The sequence below is a fragment of the Formosa undariae genome (genome assembly GCF_042427615.1).
Lineage (GTDB): Bacteria > Bacteroidota > Bacteroidia > Flavobacteriales > Flavobacteriaceae > Formosa > Formosa undariae.
Window position 1 is genome coordinate 1,116,923 of the sequence record NZ_JBHMEZ010000003.1, and the last position, 24,607, is coordinate 1,141,529.

The 24,607-nt window shown below is 33.8% G+C and carries 16 protein-coding genes; 7 read left to right on the top strand and 9 right to left on the bottom strand.

Features of this window, described 5'->3' with window-relative positions:
• The 4 genes from ACFFVB_RS08010 (at position 1) to uvrB (ending at position 10,293) form a co-directional block, all read left to right on the top strand.
• The gene (locus tag ACFFVB_RS08010) at positions 1–825 is read left to right on the top strand and encodes an ABC transporter permease (protein ID WP_382382192.1); all 825 of its coding nucleotides are present in this window, start codon (positions 1–3) and stop codon (positions 823–825) included.
• Positions 826–862: 37 nt separating this feature from the next.
• Complete coding sequence (locus tag ACFFVB_RS08015) at positions 863–3,628, top strand: T9SS type B sorting domain-containing protein (RefSeq protein ID WP_382382193.1); 2,766 nt, start codon at positions 863–865, stop codon at positions 3,626–3,628.
• Between the two features lie 131 nt (positions 3,629–3,759).
• Positions 3,760–8,235, top strand: coding sequence for a T9SS type B sorting domain-containing protein (locus ACFFVB_RS08020; protein WP_382382194.1), 4,476 nt, complete (start codon positions 3,760–3,762; stop codon positions 8,233–8,235).
• A gap of 54 nt (positions 8,236–8,289) precedes the next feature.
• The gene (gene uvrB, locus ACFFVB_RS08025) at positions 8,290–10,293 is read left to right on the top strand and encodes an excinuclease ABC subunit UvrB (protein ID WP_382382195.1); all 2,004 of its coding nucleotides are present in this window, start codon (positions 8,290–8,292) and stop codon (positions 10,291–10,293) included.
• Positions 10,294–10,331: 38 nt separating this feature from the next.
• Here uvrB and ACFFVB_RS08030 read toward each other — a convergent pair whose 3' ends face one another.
• Positions 10,332–10,730 (bottom strand): TerB family tellurite resistance protein, encoded by a 399-nt coding sequence (locus ACFFVB_RS08030; RefSeq protein WP_382382196.1) that lies wholly within the window; start codon positions 10,728–10,730, stop codon positions 10,332–10,334.
• 301 nt (positions 10,731–11,031) lie between these two features.
• On the opposite strand from ACFFVB_RS08030, the gene ACFFVB_RS08035 reads away from it, so the two are divergent.
• Positions 11,032–11,322, top strand: coding sequence for a DUF1456 family protein (locus tag ACFFVB_RS08035; RefSeq protein WP_382382197.1), 291 nt, complete (start codon positions 11,032–11,034; stop codon positions 11,320–11,322).
• A gap of 92 nt (positions 11,323–11,414) precedes the next feature.
• Here the strand turns inward: ACFFVB_RS08035 and sucC are convergent, their stop codons facing one another.
• The gene (gene sucC / locus ACFFVB_RS08040) at positions 11,415–12,605 is read right to left on the bottom strand and encodes an ADP-forming succinate--CoA ligase subunit beta (RefSeq protein WP_382382198.1); all 1,191 of its coding nucleotides are present in this window, start codon (positions 12,603–12,605) and stop codon (positions 11,415–11,417) included.
• Between the two features lie 179 nt (positions 12,606–12,784).
• Between sucC and lysA the strand changes: the two genes are divergently transcribed.
• The gene (gene lysA, locus ACFFVB_RS08045) at positions 12,785–13,990 is read left to right on the top strand and encodes a diaminopimelate decarboxylase (protein ID WP_382382199.1); all 1,206 of its coding nucleotides are present in this window, start codon (positions 12,785–12,787) and stop codon (positions 13,988–13,990) included.
• Positions 13,991–14,125: 135 nt separating this feature from the next.
• On the opposite strand, the gene nadB is transcribed toward lysA, so the two are convergent.
• The 5 genes from nadB to ACFFVB_RS08070 form a co-directional block, all read right to left on the bottom strand.
• Positions 14,126–15,703: an L-aspartate oxidase gene (gene nadB / locus ACFFVB_RS08050; protein WP_382382200.1), complete on the bottom strand. Its 1,578-nt coding sequence runs from the start codon at positions 15,701–15,703 to the stop codon at positions 14,126–14,128.
• 8 nt (positions 15,704–15,711) lie between these two features.
• Positions 15,712–16,701 (bottom strand): quinolinate synthase NadA, encoded by a 990-nt coding sequence (nadA, locus tag ACFFVB_RS08055; protein ID WP_382382201.1) that lies wholly within the window; start codon positions 16,699–16,701, stop codon positions 15,712–15,714.
• A 383-nt stretch (positions 16,702–17,084) separates the two neighbouring features.
• The gene (locus ACFFVB_RS08060; RefSeq protein ID WP_382382202.1) at positions 17,085–17,630 is read right to left on the bottom strand and encodes a DinB family protein; all 546 of its coding nucleotides are present in this window, start codon (positions 17,628–17,630) and stop codon (positions 17,085–17,087) included.
• Positions 17,631–17,680: 50 nt separating this feature from the next.
• Positions 17,681–19,051, bottom strand: a complete 1,371-nt coding sequence (locus ACFFVB_RS08065) for a M20/M25/M40 family metallo-hydrolase (protein WP_382382203.1) — start codon at positions 19,049–19,051, stop codon at positions 17,681–17,683.
• 45 nt (positions 19,052–19,096) lie between these two features.
• Positions 19,097–19,975, bottom strand: coding sequence for a PPK2 family polyphosphate kinase (locus ACFFVB_RS08070; RefSeq protein WP_382382204.1), 879 nt, complete (start codon positions 19,973–19,975; stop codon positions 19,097–19,099).
• A 224-nt stretch (positions 19,976–20,199) separates the two neighbouring features.
• Here ACFFVB_RS08070 and ACFFVB_RS08075 point away from each other — a divergent pair, with 224 nt between their 5' ends.
• Positions 20,200–21,885 (top strand): CotH kinase family protein, encoded by a 1,686-nt coding sequence (locus ACFFVB_RS08075; protein WP_382382205.1) that lies wholly within the window; start codon positions 20,200–20,202, stop codon positions 21,883–21,885.
• A gap of 97 nt (positions 21,886–21,982) precedes the next feature.
• Here ACFFVB_RS08075 and ACFFVB_RS08080 read toward each other — a convergent pair whose 3' ends face one another.
• Together ACFFVB_RS08080 and ACFFVB_RS08085 are read right to left on the bottom strand one after the other, a co-directional pair.
• The gene (locus tag ACFFVB_RS08080) at positions 21,983–23,146 is read right to left on the bottom strand and encodes a sigma-54-dependent transcriptional regulator (RefSeq protein WP_382382206.1); all 1,164 of its coding nucleotides are present in this window, start codon (positions 23,144–23,146) and stop codon (positions 21,983–21,985) included.
• 152 nt (positions 23,147–23,298) lie between these two features.
• Positions 23,299–24,606, bottom strand: a complete 1,308-nt coding sequence (locus tag ACFFVB_RS08085; RefSeq protein WP_382382207.1) for an ABC transporter permease — start codon at positions 24,604–24,606, stop codon at positions 23,299–23,301.
• Position 24,607: the final 1 nt, after the last annotated feature.

The window sequence follows — 24,607 nt, forward strand, 5'->3', positions numbered from 1 at the left end:
ATGTTACGACTTTTAAATTTAGAATTACAAAAACTTCTACTTAATCGCGCGAGTAAAGTATTGATTTTTATTTCATTTATTTTACCGTTTACTGTATTAATATTATCATCTATAAAAATAAATTTCTTTGGCTTATTCACGCTTGAATTAGGTGAATTAGGGATTTTTAATTTCCCTATAATTTGGCATATCACCACCTTTTTCGCCTCCCAATTTAAATTTTTCTTCGCCATTGTTGTGGTCAGTATGATTGGGAACGAATACAGTAATAAAACCATTAAACAGAATCTTATCGATGGGCTGAGCAAGAAAGAATTCATCTTATCTAAATTCTACACCATTGTCTTTTTCTCTTTAATTGCCACCATTTTAATTGGAGTGGCGACGCTCTGTATTGGATTATACTATTCGAGTTATAACGAGTTAAGTATCATTTTTAGAGAGACTAATTTCTTACTTGCTTACTTTGTAAAACTTGTTGGATTTTTTAGTTTATGCTTATTTTTAGCCATGTTGGTAAAACGCTCAGCTTTTGCCTTAGGAGGCCTTTTTGTTTTATTTATTGTAGAATGGGTCGTTTTTGGAATTCTAACTTGGCAAATAAATGCAGAAATCGCGGAGAAAATCCAAAGATTTTTTCCTCTAAAATCGATGTACAACCTTATAAAACAACCTTTTCAGCGTGTTATGATGACAAAATTCCCAGAGAAATCTGAGATGTTTTACGACTATGCAGTACACAGTTCGGACATCATTATTGTTGTAGCATGGACAGCTATTTTTATCTTTTTATCATTTAAATTATTAGAGAAAAGAGATTTATAATATCTTTAGAAGGACTACTAGAAAAGTCCTCCCTTAGATGAAAAATTATTTAATTGCCATTTTGTTTTTATTACATGGTATTGTCTATGCACAATACGAAGCAGCCAATTGGTATTTTGGTGAATATGCAGGAATAAACTTTAATTCTAACACGAATCAAGTTACTCCTATTTTAAATGGAAAATTAAATACGAAAGAAGGTTCTTCTTCTATTTCTGATGCCAACGGAAACCTACTATTTTACACCGATGGTATTACGGTTTACAATAAGACTCACGATATCATGGATAATGGTTCTTATTTGTATGGAGACCCTTCTAGTACACAATCGGCAATTGTAGTACCCAAGCCTAATAATCCAGACATATTCTATGTTTTTACCGTAGGTTCAAGTGTTGGTGGTGCGGGTAACAATAGAGGATTTAATTATTCTATAATTGATATAAGTGCAAATAGTGGTTTAGGTAGAGTAACCGCAAAAAATCGAAATTTATTAGCTTATAGTTCTGAAAAAATTAGTGCTGTAGTAAAAGATTGTTACGGAAATTCTATTTGGGTAATTACGTTATCTACTGCCAGTGGTTCACAAAGCAGTAATCTATTTAATACTTTTTATGCTTATGAAATTACTGACGCGGCGGGTATTTCTACTAAAGCAGTTAAATCTACAATTTCGTCTAGGATTTCAGATCCTCGAGGCGCTTTAAAACTATCTCCCGATGGCACCAAACTAATTAGTGCGAACATGCAAGATGGTTTATTTCTATACGATTTTGATCCCGATACAGGTTTAGTAACCAATTCGCAACAAATTTCTATTACCTCTACTAATAACAGTACAAAGTCTTATGGTGTAGAATTTTCTCCAAATAATAAGTTTCTATATGTGCACGCCTCGAATGATAACAATACGGGTACGAGCACGGCAGCTTCTAGTCATTATTCCTCATTACTTCAATACGATTTGGAAGCCGTAAATATTTCTAATTCTCAAATTGTTTTAGATAACAGGAATTTATTTAGAGGTGCCTTACAGTTGGGGCCTGATGGTAAAATTTATAGAGCCCTTGCTTCAACTTACAATATTGGCTTACCGTATTTAGGAGTTATAAATAACCCTAATATCGAAGGGGTATCGGCACAATACGTGCATAATGCTATTAACTTAAGAGGTAATAACTCTACCCAAGGTTTACCTCCATTTATACAATCTTTTTTCGATCAAAAAATTGATATTATTAATGCTAGCAATGGCATAGAAACTAGCAATTTAGATTTATGTATAGGAGACACATATACATTAAGAGCCCAAAACATAGTTGGAGCAGATTATAAATGGACATTTAACGGAGCGCCTTTAACCAATGCCACTAACCCTTGGGAAATGGAAGCCTCCCAAGAAGGTCTTTATAAGGTGAATATTACACCACCAAGCGGAACAATTTGCGATAGATTGGAAGGAGATGCTTTTGTAACCTATTACGATATCCCTACAGCTAATACTATTATAGTAGACAACATTTGTGATTTTGATAATGATAGTCTCGAAATCGTAGACTTAACAGATCAAGACAATCATATTTTAAATGGTCAAGATCCCTCAATATATCAAGTTTCATATTTTAAACGTGATACTAATGGGAATGAGAATCTTATTTCCGATCCCACACGTTTCCAAATCACGGCTATCAATCAAGAAATAATTGCTAAAGTTGAAAACATAAACAACACCAACTGCTCAGCAACAACCTCTTTCACCTTAAATCTAATTCCTAGTCCGGTAATAGTAGTGCAAGACATTTCGCAATGCGACGGAACTTTCCCTTATACAGATGGTCTCTCGACCTTTAATCTAGAAGAAGCCATTACCACTTCCAATGGAACTTATCAATTTTTTATAACAGATCCCAATACAGCATCAACATCTCCTGCGATAACCCATCCCGAAGCATTTACAAACACCGTTGCAAATCAGGTAATATTTGTGCGCGCCATAAACATCATGGGATGTTACACCGATAGGTCATTTATATTAAATACTCAAGTCCCTATAATAACATATGAAACAGCTTATTACTGTACTGGTTCCAGAGTGGTTTTAAATGCAGGAATAACAATTACGGCACAATCAGACTACACCTATCAATGGTATTTAAATAATGTAGTTATTTCTGGCGAGACTCAACATAAATTCACTACAGATTCTGCAGATACTTACGAGGTCGTAATAACAAATAACGCTACTAATTGTGTTATAATTAAACGTATTACTGCTGAAGAATCTGGTGTGGCGGTTATAGATTTAGTAAACACTAAAGTCTCTTACTCTAACAATAACAACAACATTTCGGTTTCGGCTAGCGGATTAGGGACTTACGAATATGCCTTATTTAAAAACCAAGACCATCTATTAAGTAGTATGCTATATAGGGGTTACCAAAGTAATCCTGTTTTTACAGATGTAAGTCCTGGGGTGTATAGTATAAAAGTTAAAGACATTAAAAATAATTGTGGCCTTTCGGAACACGTCGTTTATGTAGTTGGTTTCACGTTATTCTTTACACCCAATGGAGATGGTTATAATGACACTTTTAAAATCGAAGGTGCGGACCAAATGTTTATGGCTAAATCTAGAGTTAACATTTTCGACCGTTACGGAAAATTGCTAAAAGTACTTAATCTCAACGAGCCAAATTGGGATGGTAAATTAAATGGAATAGATCTTCCTCAAGACGATTATTGGTTTTCTGCCACCCTATCTGATGGCAGAAAATTTACCTCTCATTTCTCTTTGAAACGATAATAACGCATTTTGTATCAGCGAAATGCATATTTTACCGATGAAATGCCTATTTTTGCTACCAGAATACTTTTGCCCTCCCTTTTTTTTAAGCAAAGTATTCTTTTAAGAACTAAACTTTTGACAGTAGCTAAATGAAATTAACTCTATATATAACATGTCTTTTTGTCTTTCTTTGTAATGGAATGTTTGCACAAATAATTTCTGTAACCCCATCCAACGATGCAGAAAGCTTAATTAATACTAATTTACTATCCGGGAATGGAATTGTTATCTGCAATCCTAACTCGCCAAAGAATGCTTCAGTTTCAGGAGAATCTTTCTCTAGTTATGGTTCGTTCGAGAGACGTGCAAATAATTTTCCACTCGCAAATGGTATTTTTCTAACTACCGGAAATGCTGATGAAGCAGGGAATTCGTCTGTAGACGAGTTAAACTCAGGATCGACTTCTTGGTTAGGAGATTCAGAATTAGAAGCTCAATTAGGGATATCTAACACCGTAAACGCTACCGTATTAGAATTCGATTTTGTGGCACTTACAGAAACCATTTCTTTCGATTATGTGTTAGCATCTCAAGAATACGAAAAAGATCATACCATTTGTGATTATGCCGATGGTTTTGCTATTTTAATTCAAAAAGAAGGAGAGACCGTCTTTAAGAATATTGCGGTAATTCCTAATACAAATACTAGTGTAAGTACCAAAGAGATTAACGGTACGAGTTGTTCAAATTACATAGAATATTACGAAAATACGGTTTCGCAAATAGAGAGTACCAACTTCGATGGCCGTACAAAAACATTAACTGCAACGCATACGATTGAGCCCTACAAAAAATATAAAATCAAATTTATTGTTGCCGATCAAAAGGATGTTAATTTCGATACCGCGGTATTTATAAAACAAAGTGAAGTTAATATTGATGTCGATTTAGGAAACAATATAAGTACATGTTCTGATGTAGAATTGACTCCAAATCTATATTCAAATTTAGATGTCGATTTAACGAACCTTAATAGTTTCGATAAAGAGGTCGTATATACCTGGTATAAAGACGGTGCTTATATATCAAGTAATCCAACTTTTACAGCTACAATTGCAGGGAATTATAGCGTGGATATAAAAGTTTATGAACCAGACTGTATAGACGGTCAAAGTGCTACTAATGTATTTACCATTTCCGACGATATAACAATCGATTATATTCCAAATCAAACTATTGCACTAGACCCAAAAAACGCCAATGCAGAGTTAGAACGTTGTAGTTCTATAACCGAACAATTTATATTAGACGAATTTAACAATTATATAAAGGATCAGATTCCTAATAATGCAAATTCATATAACATTAAGTATTATCGTAATGGAAACAATATAACAGAAATAGATATTGCTCCAGGAAATACAGAAACCATTACAGCCATCGCTACCAGAACGAGTACTGCATGTGCTTATACATTCGACTTTCCTTTATCGGTAAACAAAATACCAAATCCGCAACCTCAAATTATAACCCGGTGTGATAATGATTTAGAGTTTAATTTAGAAGCATACAGCAACTTATTTAATTCTGGTAATACTACCGATTTCACTGTTACCTATCACTACACCCAATATCAAGCCGAACAAGGTTCGCAACCCATTGCTTCACCATATATAGGAAATAGAACTCAGTTATATGTTAGAGTTATAAATAATAACACTGAATGTGCAGGGACAACAACATTAACTTTAGATGAAACTGAGAGCATAGAACTTTTCAATGCTAGTAGTACTGTAATTTCAGGGTGTACTTATACTCCTGGAGGAGGAATTACCACAGCGGAATTAGATATAGCTACAGATGAATTATTAAACGGACAAGACCCAAACCAATTAATTATTTCATATTTTGGATACGAGGAAGATGCCACACAGAATATAAATAAACTACAAGGAGCTAATCTAGACGCTTACCTAGACAACCAACCTACAATTATTTTTATTCGTGTAGAACCTCTTGGAGGAGGCTGTCCTGCTATTGCCAAAATCGATATTTATCCGACTATTTCAATAAACTTTTCGGCTATTGAAAATTATGCGGTATGTGGAGGAACCTCTTTTAATTTAATTCAGATTGCCAACGATATTAAAAGTAAGATTCAAAACCTTACAGTGACTTTTTACGATGGCAACCCTAGTAGTAGCACGTCTAGCGAAATCGCACAAATAGCAGATTATACCATTCCGGATTTAGATGGAGATGGCGTAGAAGACGACTCCCAGACCATCTATGTTAAAGTGGAAGATCCGGATTGCGGTCAAATTTCGACCAGTTTCCAAATTTTTAAAGCACCAGGAATAATTTACAGAGACCGACCTTTTTTACCTTTAATTTGTTATAACGATAGGGTAATCGATTTAAAAACGTATAAAGATTTAATAATTGATAATAGTAATGAGGATAACATTCAAATTCAGTATTATTTAACTGCAGATAATCGCGATTTAGACGAGAACGAACTTCCAATAGATTATCTAGATCATACAGATATTATTAATGGTATATTATATGCCAGAGTCACTAAAATAGGCGTTACCGATGGAATTCTTATTGGTAATTGTTTTGATGCTATAGACATTGTTATCGATGTAGTAGATATGCCACAGGTTCATTTAACCTACACAGATTTCCAATATTGCGTAACTAATCCTGAGTTAGAAGTTACCTTAGATTTCGTTGAAACCGAATTAGTAGATATTATTAATAATGATGCTGCCAATGCTCATATTGCACCTGAAGCTATTGATATAAAATTTTATGAAAACCTAAGTGATGCTGAAGCAGGAAATTCTAATTTTTTAGATCCTAATGTTTATACAACAACTACTAAGACTATTTATAGTCGAGTTACCAACAAGAAAGACACATCGATTTGCCCAGTAATAGATCCTATTAATATCGCCGTATTTCTACAACCAGAATTTAATAAAACAGAATTTTTTGAATGTGATATAGAAGTTGTTCCTGTAAGAAATATCGATTTATATCAATTATTTAACCATTATATAGCATCTGAGATTGAGGTGACTTTTTATGATGCTGATGATAATCCATATACTATTAATTCCGAAATATCTGTGCCATACGATCAGACCATAACAATTTATGCGATCGCCAGAAATAAGAATAATACACTATGCGACAATCCGGTTAAGCAAGCAATCACTTTAAGAACAGGACAAACACCTGCACCTATACCTTTCGATTTATCTGTATGTGTTGTTCCTGGTCAAGCGTATACCGAAATTAACTTAGACGATGTTGAAGCTGAATTAGAATCGCTTACAGGCGTACCTTTAGTCGTTTCTTTTTACGAAAATAAAGCAGAAGCCGAAGCTTCTTTAAATAGTTTTATTTTAAAAACAAATTCTTATCAAATTTCTGCTAATCAGGCAAAACATAATCTTTTTGTCCAAATAAAAAACCCTGGAACAGAATGTTACATCGTTCAAACTCTATTAATAAAAATTAACGATACACCTAATTTTAAAAGCTCATCGATCGCTTCTGTGTGTTCGCCTGATTATGTTGGGAATAACATGCTCTTTAATTTAGAAGAAACAACTTTAGATCTTACTTTAAAAACCGGGTATAATGCTCCTGTAATTTACTTTTTTGAAGATATTGATGATGCTAATTCACTAAATATTTCAAATCAGATTACCAATTCTTTAGAAGCCGATCAGACCTATGTAAAACCAGTTGGCATTAATACTATTTATGTTGTTGCTAAAGATCCAGATACAGACTGTTTCGAGGTAAGGGCTTTAGATTTAGTTGTTAATTATCCATCTCCAACAAAAGATTTGACAGATTTTGAATTTTGCGATGATGGCTCAGGCACACTATTTTTAAAAGAAATAGACAACCGTTTAGTTTACGATTTAAATTCTAGTGAGATTACATATTACAAAACAGATGCAGATGCAGATGCTGCAACTAATCCGTTAAGTGATATTTACAATTATAAAACTCCAATTAATGGAACTGAGATTCATGCTAGAGTTAGCAGTATCGCTACAGGTTGTTATATTATAAAGCCTATTACGTTACAACCGAACTCTAATGGTACAGCGTTAAACCTAACAGCCAATGCTTCTTTTTTCCAAAATTCAAATACCATTACGGTAGATGTCATTGGAGGGACCGGAAACTATGTATACAGTTTAGATCATGGAGATTTTCAGACGTCTAACATTTTTACAGATGTAAATATAGGAAGTCACACCGTATTTGTAAGTAACGACTTAGGGTGTTCTGAAGGGATTACTACCGTAACTGTTGTAGATATTCCAAAGTTTTTCACACCTAACCAAGATGGTTATAATGATACTTGGCATATTATCGGAATTGAAGACTTAGCTGAAGCTGAAGTACAAATTTTTAATCGATTCGGTAAACTACTCGCTGTGCTTAATAAAAATAACAATCCTACATTTGAAGATGGCTGGAATGGATTATCCAATGGTGCTCCAATGCCTACTGACGATTATTGGTATGTGGCAAGAATAAAAAATGGAACTGAAGATTTTGAACGCAGCGGCCATTTCACGTTAAAACGATAATAAAACTGCGCATTACTTTTATTTTTCTCCATTCAAAATGTTTAAATTTGCGATATGCGATTTAAAATAAAATCAGAATTCGAACCTACCGGAGATCAGCCTTCAGCGATTAAAAAATTAACTGAAGGCATAAACAACGACGAGAAATACCAAACACTCTTGGGTGTTACAGGATCAGGAAAAACCTTTACCGTTGCTAATGTTATCGAAGAGGTGCAACGCCCTACTTTAGTTTTAGCACATAACAAAACGTTAGCGGCTCAGCTATATTCAGAATTCAAGCAGTTTTTCCCAGATAATGCGGTGGAGTACTTTGTCTCTTACTACGATTATTACCAGCCTGAAGCCTACATTCCCGTTTCCGGAACCTATATTGAAAAGGATTTATCTATAAATGAAGAAATTGAAAAACTTCGATTAAGTACAACCTCATCTCTACTTTCTGGACGACGAGATGTATTAGTTGTTGCTTCAGTATCTTGTTTATATGGTATTGGAAATCCTGTAGAATTTCAGAAAAACGTCATTACGTTAGAACGTGATCAAGTCATCTCAAGGACTAAATTGTTACACCGCTTGGTACAAAGTTTATATTCTAGAACCGAAGCAGAATTTAATCACGGAAGTTTCAGAATTAAGGGAGACACCGTAGATATATTTCCGAGTTACGCCGATGATGCATTCAGAATTCATTTTTTCGGAGATGAAATTGAAGAAATTGAAGCTTTTAATGTGCAAACCAACGAAATCATAGAGAAATATGATCGTCTTACTATTTATCCGGCAAACATGTTTGTGACATCTCCAGATGTACTTCAAGGAGCTATTAAAGGTATTCAAGATGATTTAGTGAAACAACACGATTATTTTAAAGACATCGGAAAACACTTAGAAGCAAAGCGCCTAAAAGAACGTACCGAATTTGATTTAGAAATGATTCGAGAATTAGGTTACTGTTCAGGTATAGAAAATTATTCTAGATATTTAGATGGTAGACAACCGGGAACTAGACCATTCTGCTTATTGGATTATTTCCCAGAAGATTTTTTAATGGTGGTAGACGAAAGTCACGTGACCATTTCGCAAGTGCATGCCATGTATGGCGGAGATAGAAGCCGTAAAGAAAACTTAGTAGATTATGGTTTTAGATTACCTGCTGCTATGGATAACCGTCCGCTTAAATTCGAGGAATTCGAAGCCTTACAGAATCAAGTTATTTATGTTAGTGCCACACCTGCCGATTACGAATTAGAAAAGAGTGATGGTATTTTTGTAGAGCAAGTTATTCGGCCGACAGGGCTTTTAGACCCTATTATTGAAGTACGCCCTAGCTTAAACCAGATAGATGATTTAATCGAAGAAATTCAGCTTCGTATAGAAAAAGACGAACGGACATTAGTCACCACGCTTACAAAACGTATGGCAGAAGAGCTGACTAAATATCTAGACCGTATTCAGATCCGTTGTCGCTATATCCACAGTGATGTCGATACTTTAGAGCGTGTAGAAATCATGCAAGATTTAAGAAAAGGATTATTCGATGTTTTAGTGGGAGTCAACCTATTACGTGAAGGTCTAGATTTACCAGAAGTATCTTTAGTGGCTATTTTAGATGCCGATAAAGAAGGCTTTCTACGTTCGGCAAGATCACTAACTCAAACCGTAGGTCGTGCAGCGAGGAACTTAAATGGAAAAGCGATTATGTATGCCGATAAGATTACAAAGAGTATGCAGAAAACAATTGATGAAACGGAATATAGACGTGCGAAACAAATCAGTTATAATACAGCTAATAACATGGTGCCAACCGCACTAAATAAAAGCTTAGATAGCGCTTTAGCAAAAAACTCTGTAAGTACCTATAGTTACGAATTGGAAGCTCTAAAAGCAGCAGAACCAGAAAGTGAATATTTAACGAAACCTCAACTGGAACAAAACATTCGCGACAGGCGTAAATTAATGGAAGCAGCGGCTAAAGAATTAGATTTTATACATGCAGCTAAATTTCGTGACGAAATAAAAATATACCAAGATAAACTGGAGAAATTAAAACAGTAATTTTTATATAACCATAAAAGACGGTCTATAGCATAGATTTAATTATACTGAACCTTAAAAATATCGATTAAAACATCTGATGGCACCATATTATTAGGAAAACCATCCATTAAGTATAAGACTTTATTTGTACAATCATGACTCAACCCCATGCGTAGTCCATAATTAAAAACTAAATTATCATCTTTTTGGAGCCTTTTATTATCTAAGTTCATTAACAACACTAAGCGGTAAAATTGTACAATGCGTTCACTATAAGACTCCAGATTTTTATAAACAATAGGATTTTCAATAAGATATTCAAAATCTGACCGAGAAATATTCAGTTGTTGAGATACACTTAATAGAAAACTATATTTAAAAGATATCAATTCATCCGTTTTAGCGAATGCAATCATTTCAGAAAGCAAACTCAATTTCTCTATGCGATTTAACATGTAAAGGAATCTTAATTATTATTGCGCTAAAGTTAATTATATTAGGCATTTAATAATCGCATATATAATGTAACTTGTCGAAAATTAAATAATTTTAATATGTTATTACCTACAGTATAACATCATAACAAACTCACTATTTGCAAGTTAAACACAATCTTACCTTAATTATAGAATAAAAACAAAATAACAGTATACATTTAACTACTTTTAAATACTAAGAATTTTCATTCTTAAGAGAAGAAAGCAGTTTTGTAACAACACCATAAACATAGATTTTAAAAATATAAAAAATAGCAATATGACAAATAATGATGTTCTTAAAAAATTACGTGTCGCTCTTAAATTAAGAGACGATGATATCGTGAAGATTTTAGAATTAGTAGATTTTAGAATCAGTAAAAGTGAATTAGGAGCCCTTTTTAGAAAGGAAGATCATCCAAAATATATGGAATGTGGAGATCAGATTTTAAGAAACTTTTTAAATGGATTGGTCATTCATTTACGAGGTCCATTACCTAAGAAAGGTGAGGCCAAAAAAAATGAGACTAGTAAGACACCCGTTAAAAAATCTGAATCTAAAAAATCTTAGTAAGAAGCCTACTTTTTACAAATCGAATAAAAAAAGCGTCTAACCATTAAGTTAGACGCTTTTTCTTATATAATAGTAAACTGTGTTTTAGATTATGCTAAAACCTGTTGTACTTTATCCGCAGCTTCTTGGAATTGTGTAGCACTCATTACATCTAATCCAGAATTGTCGATTAATTCTTTAGCAATGTCTGCATTGGTTCCTTGTAAACGTACAATAATTGGCACAGTAATATTCCCCATGTTTTTGTAAGCATCGATAACACCTTGCGCTACTCTATCGCAACGTACAATTCCTCCAAAAATATTAATAAGGATTGCTTTTACGTTAGGGTCTTTTAAAATAATTTTAAAAGCAGCCTCTACACGAGCAGCATCAGCAGTACCTCCAACATCTAAAAAGTTAGCTGGCTCTCCACCTGCTTGCTTAATTAAATCCATTGTTGCCATTGCTAAACCAGCACCATTAACCATACATCCAACGTTTCCGTCTAAGTCTACATAGTTTAATCCTAATTTCCCTGCTTCAACTTCAATAGCACTTTCTTCACGTATGTCACGTAAATCAAGGTAGTTTTTATGTCTGTATAATGCATTGTCATCAATAGTAACCTTAGCATCTACAGCAAGAATTTTATTATCGCTAGTTTTTAAAACTGGATTAATTTCAAATAAAGAAGAATCAGACTCTACGTAAGCTGTATACAGATTAGTAACAAATTTCGTCATTTCTTTAAAAGCGTTTCCAGATAATCCTAAGTTAAACGCAACACGTCTTGCTTGGAAAGGTAAAATACCTACTGTTGGATCGATTTCTTCTGTAAAAATTAAATGCGGAGTTTCTTCTGCAACAGTTTCAATATCCATTCCACCTTCAGTAGAATACATAATCATGTTACGTCCTGTAGCACGGTTTAATAATACCGATACGTAAAACTCTTCTGTTTCAAATTCTCCAGGATAGTATACATCTTCAGCAACTAATACTTGGTGTACTCTTTTACCTTCTGCAGATGTTTGTGGAGTTACAAGGTCCATACCTATAATCTCACCAGAAATTTGTTCTACTTCTTGTAAATTCTTGGCTAATTTAACGCCACCACCTTTACCACGTCCACCTGCGTGAACTTGGGCTTTAACTACGAACCAGCTAGTACCTGTTTCCGATGTTAACTGTTTTGCAGCTACAACAGCGTCTTGAGCACTTTGTGCTACAATACCGCGCTGAATACGTACGCCAAAACTATTTAAAATTTCTTTTCCTTGATATTCGTGTAAGTTCATTAGTATTTTAATTTATTGCTGCACAAATGTAATCAACGAATATGTTTTAACCAATATTTTTTATCATCTATATAGATATAATATCAATACTGTATTCTTTTCTTTGTTTTTTTGACAAATAATAAGTCTTAAACTGACAAAAACTTTATAGATTTGCGGCAAATTTAATTTATCATAAAATGAATAATAACACTTTATTAAAAATTGCAAGTGACTTTGGAAGTCCGGTGTATGTGTACGACTCTGAAAAAATAGTAGCACAGTATAAACGTTTAACATCTGCATTTAATAAGGTGAAACAGGTAAAGGTAAATTATGCCGTAAAAGCGTTATCTAATATTTCTATACTGAAATTAATGAAAAACCTTGGGGCTGGCCTTGATACTGTATCTATTCAAGAAGTTCAATTGGGTTTAAAAGCAGGTTTTTCTGCAGACCAAATTATATTTACCCCTAATGGTGTTTCTCTTGAAGAAATTGAAGCAGCATCTAAATTAGGTGTTCAAATAAATATTGATAGCCTTTCTATTTTAGAGCAATTCGGAACAAAGCATCCTAATGTTCCTGTTTGTATTCGTATTAATCCGCATGTAATGGCTGGAGGTAATGCTAATATTTCTGTAGGACATATCGATTCTAAGTTTGGTATTTCTGTACATCAGATTCCACATATCTTAAGAATTGTAGAAAATACAGGAATGCATATTAACGGAATTCACATGCATACTGGTAGTGATATTTTAGATATCGATGTCTTTTTATATGCCAGTGAAATCTTATTCGATACGGCTAAACATTTTAAAGATTTAGAATTTTTAGATTTCGGATCTGGTTTTAAAGTCCCTTATTCTAAAGGTGATATTGAAACTAATATTGAAGAATTTGGAACTAAACTTTCAAAACGCTTCAACGAATTCTGTAAAGAATACGGAAAAGAATTAACCTTAGGTTTCGAACCTGGCAAGTTTTTAGTGAGTGAATCTGGAGTCTTTTTAGCTAAAGTAAACTCTGTAAAACAAACCACATCGACTGTATTTGCACAAATCGATTCTGGTTTTAACCATTTAATTCGTCCGATGCTTTACGGCTCTCAACATGTAATTACAAACATTTCAAATCCTAAAGGACGTGAGCGTTTTTACTCTGTTGTTGGTTATATTTGTGAAACAGATACATTCGCAAATAACCGCAGAATTTCAGAAATTACTGAAGGCGATATTATAGGTTTCCAAAATGCTGGAGCATATTGTTATTCTATGGCTTCTAACTATAACTCACGTTTTCGTCCTGCCGAAGTGCTTTGGCACAAAGACAAAGCATTGTTAATTAGAGAGCGAGAAACTCTAGAGGATATATTAAAAAATCAAATTGAAGTTACCATATAAAAGCCAAAAAGCGCTAACCTAAACAGTTAGCGCTTTTTTTATGTCTTATACTTCGAGCGTCTTTAAATAAAAATATCCTGCTGAATAAAAGTTCATTTTATAAAGCAGGATATCCAGTATTAACTTGGTGTATTTCTATTCAGCAATTACGAGATCTGAATTGTAGAAACCTCCCATATTCTTTTTTCGTCCTGCAGATTGTTCTACAATTAAATTTGCAATAGTATTTAAATTACGGAGTTCACAAATCTGAACGGATAACTTAGAACCTACATACAAATCTTGTGTAGAATCTTCAACATAGCGCAAATGTTTAGCGGCCTCTTTTAGCTTACTATTAGTTCTCACTATAGCCACTAAATCGGACATAATATGCTGAATTGTATTTCTGTAATGTGTAATTAAAATAAGTTCTTTGGGTGTCGATGTGCCATCGTCGTTCCAATCTGGTGCATTAACATTAATCGGTTTAACCTCATCCACATTCTCTATAATATGATCGGCAATGTGATTAGCATATACTAATGCTTCCAACAATGAATTAGAGGCTAATCTGTTTGCACCGTGTAAACCTGTACTTGTACATTCTCCTGCGGCATATAAATCTTCAATAGTCGATTCTCCATTCTTATTCACCTCTACACCTCCACAAGCATAATGGCAAGCTGGTACAACAGGAATCATGTGTTTTCTAATATCTATACCAATACCTAAGCACTTCTCATTAATATTAGGAAAATGCTTTATAAAGGCTTCATAATCTAAATGAGTACAATCTAAATAGACATGGCGTTCTCCGGTAGTATGGATTTCGTTATCTATAGCTCTTGCAACAATATCTCGCGGTGCTAACTCTCCACGCTCATCGATTGCGAGCATAAAACGTTCTCCTTTTTTATTTTTAAGATAAGCTCCAAATCCACGAACAGCTTCAGAAATTAAAAACGACGGACTTTGTTCGGGTTCGAATAAGGCCGTAGGATGAAACTGTACAAACTCCATTCCTCTAATTTTTGCTAAAGCGCGATAGGCCATAGCAATTCCATCTCCTGTTGCAATTAAAGGGTTGGTTGTAGAGGCGTAAACCTGTCCAATCCCTCCGGCACATAAAATGGTTTTACCAGCTATATAAGGAACGATAGCATTCGTTTTTTGGTTCATTATATATGCCCCGTAACAACGAATATTATTTATATCTTCTCCGGATTCTTTTAATTGGTGATCGGTAATTAAATCAATAGCAAAATGATACGGTAACACTTTAATATTCTCTAGGCTTGCTACCTGATCTAAAAGCGTACGCTCTATTTCTAAACCTGTAATATCTTTATGATGAATAATACGATTAGCAGAATGTCCGCCTTCTTTACCTAAATCAAATTTACCTGTTCCATCGTAATCGAAATCTGCTCCCCAAGACATGAGTTGCCTCATACAATCTGGTGCTTCTTCTATGACCATCTTAACGACTTCGCGATCGTTGTGATATTCTCCCGCAATCATAGTGTCTTCAATATGATCTTCGAATGAATCTAATTTATCCCAAACTACGGCTATACCGCCCTGAGCATATTTTGTATTCGATTCACTTTTATTGGCTTTAGTAACAACTAAAATTTCTTTATTTGGTAAAGATTTTGCCAAACGAATGGCTGTAGTAAGACCTGCAACTCCCGATCCTAATATTAAATAATCTGTATTATTTTGACTCATTTTTTGTTTTATGAGATTTCTAACATGCGTTGAATAGGAACTAAAGCACGTTTTTGAATTGCTTCGTCTACATGAACTTCTGGCAATTCATGCTTAATACACGTATAAAGCTTTTCCAATGTATTCATTTTCATATAAGCACATTCGCTACATGCACACGTATTATTCTCTTTTGCAGGTGCCGGAATTAATATTTTATTAGGCACTTCTTTTTGCATTTCATGTAAAATACCCGCTTCAGTCGCTACAATAAACGCATTTGCAGGATTGGTTTTTACATAATTAATAAGTCCTGCTGTAGACCCTACATATTCAGCTATTTTTAATAAATGAGCTTCAGATTCTGGGTGAGCAATAATTTTAGCATTCGGATTTTCCTTATGAACAGCTAATATTTTATCCATAGAAAATGCTTCATGAACAATACAAGCGCCATCCCATAATACCATATCACGACCTGTTTCCTTTTGAATCCATGCTCCTAAATTTTTATCTGGAGCAAATATAATAGGTTGATCTAAAGGTACTGAATCTACTATTTTTTTAGCATTTGAAGACGTACAACATAAATCACTAAGTGCTTTTACCTCTGCCGATGTGTTTACATACGTAATAACAATATGACCTGGATATTTCTTCTTAAACGTTGCTAAATCTTCAGCACTACAAGAATCGGCTAAAGAACAACCTGCGTTTAAATCTGGTAGAATAACTTTCTTCGACGGATTTAAAATTTTTGCAGTTTCTGCCATAAAATGTACGCCTGCAAATACAATTATATCAGCATCCGTTTCTGCCGCTTTATAAGATAATCCTAAACTATCTCCAACATAATCTGCTAAATCTTGAATTACTGGTTCCTGATAATAATGCGCCAAAATCACAGCATTTTTCTCCTTTTTCAGCCTTTTAATCTCTGCGACATAATCTATATTCTTTGCATCTTCCGACACAGGAATATATCCCAACTTCTCAATACTTTCTTTTACAGAATCCATAATCATTATTAAAATTGAACGGTAAAATTAATGAATTTTATAATGTTTATTTAATGTTTTAATATCATATTTTCTTTTTTGTGAGAATATGATTTCATTGTAAAGTAAAAACACAATTATATATTTTCTAAAAATTAAAAAGTTTAGAATAGTTTATACTAAAAATTTAGTCAGTTTAAGCCTTAAAAAATCAACCTTTTTAGGCATGCATAAAGAAATTGAGCCCGCTATTGAATTAGAATAAACGTTATTCTTCTTACTTTTTAATAAATAAAGCGCCCCTGAAAATATTTCAGGGGCGCTTTATTTATACGGTTTTTCTTCAAATTTTGAGCTACTAAGATGAGTTCAGCATGGATTAAAAGCATCTAAAACAATTCAAATTAGGCTTTCACTTTCCCTGTAAAATGATTTATGTTAGGGTTAACAGGATTTCCACTCATTCTTCTAATTGTAACTATTTGTCCGCAATGCCAAACAGAATCTTCAATGGGTCCGTTAATAGCATTCCAAAACGGAACTGTTCGCTCCCCATTAGGACCTTTAAAAATCATATCGAAAGGTTTTAAATCGTCTTCTTCTTTTAAAATATCTGAAGCCGTTTTTAAATTGTTTAATGTCTGCGTTCTTAACTCCATGTAAGTTAAAGGCTTTTTCAGCGTTTCATTTACATGTGGTACTTTTAATGCGGCATCCCGAAGTATAGCTGATAAACCATGAATATGCGTCATGATTTCTAAAGGAGATCGCATTTCTGTATTTAATTTAAAATCTAAATCTGCTGTCGACAAACCTTCAGTCGCCCAGTAAAATCGAAATCCTAAACCATCAATAGCACGACCTATAACCGTTCCTGCTGTGTATGTTTCCGAATTCTCAGGAATTTCATAATAAGGCAACTCGGATTCCACTTGTGCAACTATTGACATGTTAATTAGTAATAAAATTATGATTAGTATAGATTTCATTTAAAATAGAATTATATCCCGTGAGTATCGAATAAATAAACCAATGCAGCCATAGATGCTGCACCAAGTTCTAATTCACGTTTATTTACAGCATCGAACGTGTCGTTTGCGGCATGATGATGATCGAAATAACGTTGTGAATCCGGTCTTAAACCTGCCGTTATATTTGAATCTGTTTTTAACGGACGTACATCTGCTCCAGCACCACCTTGAATAAAATAATGAATAAGGTATGGTTCGAATAATGGCTTCCAACCTAATATCTTATTAAAAGACGCCTCGGTACAATCGAAAGAAAATCCTCTTGGTGTAAATCCGCCAGCATCACTTTCTAGAGAGACCACATGTTTTTCGCCTTTAGCTTTGGCTTCTTTAGCATATTCGGTTGCTCCTCTCAGTCCGTTTTCTTCATTCATAAACATAACCACACGAATGCTGTGTTTCGGTTTAATCTTTAACGTTTTAAATAATCGAAGTACTTCCATAGACTGCACAATTCCTGCGCCATCATCGTGAGAACCATCACCTAAATCCCAAGAATCTAAGTGGCCTCCAACAATAATATATTCATTTGGAAATTGAGAACCTGTGATCTCCCCAATTACATTATAAGATTTTACATCTGCTAATTGTTTGCAATTTTGTTTAAAGTAAAACTGAAGTGATGTATCTAACTTTAACATCGTACTCAATAAATTCGCATCTTTAGTACTAATCGCCGCTGAAGGAATCCGTTTAGACACAGGTAAATCTTCGTAAGTCATACTTCCTGCATGTGGTAAGTCGTCTATATTTAACGTCATAGATCTTACAATTACACCGGCAGCACCATATTTAGCAGCTTCTACAGCACCCATATAACGCTGATCTACACAACCACCATAAGCAGAGAATGTATTGATTAAATCCGCCTGCATTGGTCGGTTATAAAAAACGATTTTTCCTTTAACACCGGCTTCACCTAAAGCTTCTAACTCTTCGAAATTCTTAACCTCTACAACACTTGCAGTAACACCTAACGGATTTGTAGCTACAGATCCTCCCAGTGCACAAATGTTAACATTCGTTGTTACTCCGCTCCCTGCTTTTATATATGCAAATTCCTTTGCGCCTCGCACCCATTTTGGTACCATAACGGGTTGTAACCAAACCTTGTCTAAGCCTAGGGAATCTAACTCTGCTTTACCCCAATCTACCGCACGTTCTGCATTTAAAGATCCTGATAAGCGGCCTCCAATATCTATCGATAAGGTTTCTAACCAAGAATAACTTTTACCTTCCACTAAAGCAGTTTTATATATTTGTTTTAAGACGTCTTCATCTGTTTGACTAAATACTTGACTACTTAAACACAGGGCAATTAGGACAATTAATTTTTTCATATAATTTTTTATGTATACTGTAAAAATGACTTTAATAGGATTAAACTACTCGCTTTCTAATTGCTTTTTATAGGCTTCTATATTAGATTCTGTTTCAGGATCTAATTGAGGTTCTTTAATATCTTGATACTTTTTAAGCGTCTCGTAAAGAATATTTGCAACAATTAAACGTGCTGTTGGCTTATCGTCTGCAGGGATATTATACCAAGGCGCATTTGGTGTAGATGTTCTGTTTATAGCATCTTCATAACACGTTTGATAATTATCCCATAATGCGCGTTCCTTAAGATCGTCTGCCGAGAACTTCCAATTTTTATTTTTCTTTTCTAATCTACGAATCAGTCTATCGCGTTGTTCGTCTTTAGAAAGGTTTAAAAAGAACTTAAATATTATGGTTCCACTATTTGAAATTGTTTTTTCAAAATTTACAATTTCATCAAAACGATTATCCCAAAACGCTTCATTTACATCAGATAATTCTGTTACAGTAGGAATATTTTCTCCTAAAATATAATTTGGATGCACACGGGTAACTAGTACATTCTCATAATGTGTTCTATTAAAAATTCCAAATTTTCCTCGTACTGGTAAACGTACATAATGACGCCACAAATAGTCATGCTTCAACTCTAATTCTGTAGGCGATTTAAAACTATGACAATCTATACCTCTAACATTGAAGTCTTTAAACACCTCCCGAATCAAACTGTCTTTTCCTGCGGTATCCATACCTTGGAAACACACTAGAACAGAATATTTCCCATGCGCATACATGGTGTTTTGCCACTCCCCTAACTTGACTCTAATTTTATCTAATTTCTTTTCAATCTTTTTCTCCGAAGCGTCTAAATCTACTTTGGTTTCTAAAGTTTTAATATCGATTTTAGAATCAATTTTAAAGTCTTTTATGTGAATATCTTTCATAGTACGAACAGGATTTTGGCTTATAGTACTACTAAAAAACAAAAATGGTTTGTATTAATGGCATAATTGTGAAATTTTTTTAGAATTTTTAATTATAAAATTATAAGTAAAACATAAGGTCTACCGTTATATTTCACAAAGTATTCTTACCTGTCTTAACGCATAATTAGTATCTTTAAATTCTATCTTTTTTTTAAAATAAAAAATTTATAAAGGCTATAACAGTGAATAAAAAATTAGCATTCCTATCGATATTACTTTACAACTTATGTTGTTTTTCACAAACATTAACCCTTCAAGCAGAAGCACATAAATTTAATATAGACCAGAGTAAAACTTTGGTGATTTCACAAATTAAAGATATAGACACCTACACCAATCTAAGTTCACAATACAGTAACCTAGAGCTTATTTTAGGTGAGGAAAAATTTATTTTTAAAACCATACCAAATCAGCTAACCACCACCGAGGCTTACAGTATTACAAATTCTGAAACAGCTATTAATTACACCTTATACTTTACAGCATTACCACTAATATCCATAAGCACAGAAAACATAATTGTGGATGAACCTAAGGTTTACGCCGATTTTTATTACGCAGACGATACACAAATTTTGTCCTCTAAAATAGGTATTGAAATACGTGGCGGAGTCTCTCAGTCTTATCCCAAGAAAACATACGATTTAGAGTTTTGGGAAGATGAATTAGGAGACGATACGCGCGACATTTCTTTTGGAAATTTAAGATCTGATGACGATTGGATAATAGATGCTCTATACAACGAACCCTTAAGATTACGAAGTTATACCGCCAACAAATTATGGTTAGAAATGCATAAGCCTACTTATCTAGATGAAGAACCCGATGCTAAGTCTGGAGCAGATGTGTTTTACGTCGAAGTTTTTTTAAACGGCGCTTATAATGGAATATACAACCTGTCTGAACAAGTAGATAAAAAACAACTAGAACTTAAGAGTAATAAAGAAGAGATTAGAGGAGAACTTTTTAAAGGTGTAAATTGGGGTGCATCAACATTTACAGCCTTACCTAGTTACGATAATTCTAATGAGATGTGGAGTGGCTATGAAGTCAAGTACCCAAAAGCAGATGAAATTATAGATTGGGAAAACGTATATCAATTCACGAATTTTGTAATGAATGCAACAGATTTAGAATTTAATTTGGGGATTTGGGACAAATTTAATCGGGACAATTACATTGATTATTTTATTTTTTTAAATCTAATTAGGGCCACAGATAACACAGGAAAAAACATTTATTTAGCAAAGTATACCACAGATGAACCCTATTTTTATGTGCCTTGGGATTTAGATGGTTGTTTTGGAACCATTTGGAATGGGGCCAACGAAGACATTACCAACGACATTTTAACTAACGGATTTATGTCCCGCGTTATAGAATTAAACCCGGATAATATCACAGAAGATATTTCTAATAGGTGGGTTGCTTTAAGACAAGATGTTCTTACATACGATGCCTTATCGCAGTCTATTTCGAATCAATACAACGATTTAAAGTCGAATAACATTTATAAAAGAGAAGCCCTTGTCTACCCCAATTACACCTTTGGTGAAGACGATTTAGTGTACACTCTAAATTGGCTAGAAAACAGATTAGCGTTTTTAGACACCTATTTTGAAAATGCATTATCAACAGAAGAAACGCATTTAAACAGCCTCACTATATATCCTAATCCAGCAATACACAAACTTAACATACCAAATTACAGTCAGATCTTTGGTAAACCTTTTAAGATTTACAACACCCTTGGTCAACTTTCTGGTGAAGGTATAATTAAAAGTGATTATATTTCTGTCGATTATTTACAGGCTGGTATATATGTATTACAGATAGAGCATGAGACTTTTAAATTCATTAAATCATAGCGTTTTTTATATTTAGAAAACATACAACTAATAGATAAAAAGTAAGGCTCTAATTATTATAATTAGAGCCTTACTTTTTTATAAAGAATGAATATGCTTATTTGGTTGCATATAATTTTACATCATTTTCCTCGACAGTCTCACCACTTAAAATAATTAAGCGTTCCACCACATTTCGAAGTTCACGAATATTACCAGACCAATCGTAAGATTTTAAGAGTTTTAAAGCGCCATCCGAAAATTCCTTTTTAACAGCACCTTGTTCACCTGCAATCTTTTCAGAAAAATAAGTGATTAACAAAGGGATATCGTCTCGTCTATCGTTTAACGATGGCACCTGAATTAAGATAACTGCCAATCTATGATATAAATCTTCTCGAAAGCGTCCTTCTTCAATTTCTGTTTTTAAATTCTTATTCGTGGCTGCTAAAACCCGAACATCAACTTTAATGTCTTTATCGCTTCCTACACGTTGTACACGATTTTCTTGAAGAGCACGCAATACTTTCGCCTGTGCCGACAAACTCATATCACCAATTTCATCTAAAAAAATAGTTCCACCATTAGCAGCTTCAAACTTTCCTGCACGATCTTTATTGGCACTTGTAAAAGCCCCTTTAACATGACCAAACAATTCACTTTCTATTAATTCACTCGGAATTGCTGCACAATTAACTTCGACCATGGGTCCGCCTGCACGCTCACTCTTTTGGTGCAACCAATGTGCAACAAGTTCTTTTCCTGTTCCATTGGCTCCTGTAATAAGTACACGAGCTTCTGTTGGTGCGACTTTATCAATAATATCTTTTATGTTAGAAATGGCAGAACTCTCCCCTATCATTTGGTAATTCTTACTCACCTTAGTTTTAAGAATTTTATTTTGCACGACCAACTCTTTTCTATCTAAAGCATTCCTAACCGTATTTAATAATCGGTTTAAATCTGGTGGTTTCGATATATAATCGAAAGCTCCCAAACGCATAGTATGTACTGCGGTATCCAAATCGCCATGCCCCGAAATCATTACCATTGGGATTTCTGGTTTTATAAGTTTTGTTGCTTCTAAAACTTCTACCCCATCCATTTTAGGCATTTTAATATCGCATAATACTAAGTCGTAATCTTCATTTTTAATCTTTTCAATTCCGACTAAACCATCTTCTGCTTCTTCCAAATGATAGGTTTCATTTTCTTCGGAAAGAATTTTAATTAAAACTCTTCGAATTGCTGCTTCATCTTCAATAATTAAAATTTTTGGCATACTATTTCTTTTATAATGATGTTGACAACATATCAACTTTGTGTAATATTCTTTAATCTATTTCATTTTATTTCTAACTCTAGAGCAGATATCACCACTAAATTTGGTGAGTAAAATGCACTTTATAAAAGAGAAAGAACACACTTAATTTTTTAATACTTAATCCATTTGATAAGTTCCTTGTACGTTGGCTTTTTACCATACATTAAAATCCCTACACGGTAAATTTTCGCAGCAAACCAAACGGTTAGTAAAAACGATCCTATTAATAGTAATAACGATAAAAGTTGCTGCCATATTGGAACTCCAAACGGAATGCGCATTAACATAACCACCGGAGATGTTAAAGGTATAAACGAAAATATAGTGGAAACGGTTCCGTGTGGATCTTCGATTACAGTAAAGAAACCAATATAAACAGATAATACCAATGGCATTAATATAGGGAATACAAACTGTTGCGTATCTGTTTCATTATCTACAGCAGCCCCAATTGCGGCATACATAGAGCTGTATAGCAAGTAACCCGCAATAAAGAACAACACAAATGCAATGATTAAATTGGTTAATGGCAGATGATAAAAGCCTGATAGTATAGTTTCTATCTGACCGTTTAATTGTTGATCTACAAGAGATTGCTCAATCACCTGTTTTTGAGGCGTCTGAGACATATCTATTCCGAATACAAATCCTACTAAAGCCGTTAAAACACCTCCTAAAATTATCCAAATAATAATTTGCGTAATTCCTGCCAACGATGTACCGATAATTTTACCTAACATAAGTTGCATCGGTTTTACAGAGGAAATAATCACTTCAATAACACGACTCGTTTTTTCTTCAATCACACTACGCATAATCATGTTACCATAAATAATGATAAACATAAACAGTAAGTATCCTGCTGCACCACCAAAGGCGAGTTTAATTATACTTTCTACTTTAGATGTTTTCTCTCCTGAAAAATTTTCTTGAATGATACTTACATCAATATTAGCCGATTCTATTTTATCTAGGTCCACACCAACTTGCACCAACTTTACATCGGTTAGCGATTTTTCAACCTTGCTTTCCAAAGTGGTAACAATGGATAAAGAAGGAGATTCTTCCGAATAAAACTTGACATGTTTCTTTAAATAATTAACATCATCACTTTTTTCGATATGTAATAAACCATAGTCTTCTTGTGCGTTAACTAAAACCTTGGCCGCTTCTAGGTTTATATTTGTTAAGAATTTATACTTCGTAGTTTCAGTATCTTTAAAGGCGTTTGTAACCAAACCCGATTCGTCTAAAATCGCTATAGTTCTTACTTTATTATTACTGATTTGCGATAAATAAGCCACCGTTGCAATAAGTGCAATAAGTACGATCGGACTTAAAATAGTCATCACAATAAATGCCTTATTTTTAACTTTCGTTAAATACTCTCTTTTAATTATGAGTGGTAAATGATTCATG

Coding starts and splice junctions, on each gene's coding strand:
- ACFFVB_RS08010 (WP_382382192.1), top strand. CDS start 1: ATGTTACGACTTTTAAATTTAGAATTACAAAAACTTCTACTTAATCGC.
- ACFFVB_RS08015 (WP_382382193.1), top strand. CDS start 863: ATGAAAAATTATTTAATTGCCATTTTGTTTTTATTACATGGTATTGTC.
- ACFFVB_RS08020 (WP_382382194.1), top strand. CDS start 3,760: ATGAAATTAACTCTATATATAACATGTCTTTTTGTCTTTCTTTGTAAT.
- uvrB (WP_382382195.1), top strand. CDS start 8,290: ATGCGATTTAAAATAAAATCAGAATTCGAACCTACCGGAGATCAGCCT.
- ACFFVB_RS08030 (WP_382382196.1), bottom strand. CDS start 10,730: ATGTTAAATCGCATAGAGAAATTGAGTTTGCTTTCTGAAATGATTGCA.
- ACFFVB_RS08035 (WP_382382197.1), top strand. CDS start 11,032: ATGACAAATAATGATGTTCTTAAAAAATTACGTGTCGCTCTTAAATTA.
- sucC (WP_382382198.1), bottom strand. CDS start 12,605: ATGAACTTACACGAATATCAAGGAAAAGAAATTTTAAATAGTTTTGGC.
- lysA (WP_382382199.1), top strand. CDS start 12,785: ATGAATAATAACACTTTATTAAAAATTGCAAGTGACTTTGGAAGTCCG.
- nadB (WP_382382200.1), bottom strand. CDS start 15,703: ATGAGTCAAAATAATACAGATTATTTAATATTAGGATCGGGAGTTGCA.
- nadA (WP_382382201.1), bottom strand. CDS start 16,701: ATGGATTCTGTAAAAGAAAGTATTGAGAAGTTGGGATATATTCCTGTG.
- ACFFVB_RS08060 (WP_382382202.1), bottom strand. CDS start 17,630: ATGTCAATAGTTGCACAAGTGGAATCCGAGTTGCCTTATTATGAAATT.
- ACFFVB_RS08065 (WP_382382203.1), bottom strand. CDS start 19,051: ATGAAAAAATTAATTGTCCTAATTGCCCTGTGTTTAAGTAGTCAAGTA.
- ACFFVB_RS08070 (WP_382382204.1), bottom strand. CDS start 19,975: ATGAAAGATATTCACATAAAAGACTTTAAAATTGATTCTAAAATCGAT.
- ACFFVB_RS08080 (WP_382382206.1), bottom strand. CDS start 23,146: ATGCCAAAAATTTTAATTATTGAAGATGAAGCAGCAATTCGAAGAGTT.
- ACFFVB_RS08085 (WP_382382207.1), bottom strand. CDS start 24,606: ATGAATCATTTACCACTCATAATTAAAAGAGAGTATTTAACGAAAGTT.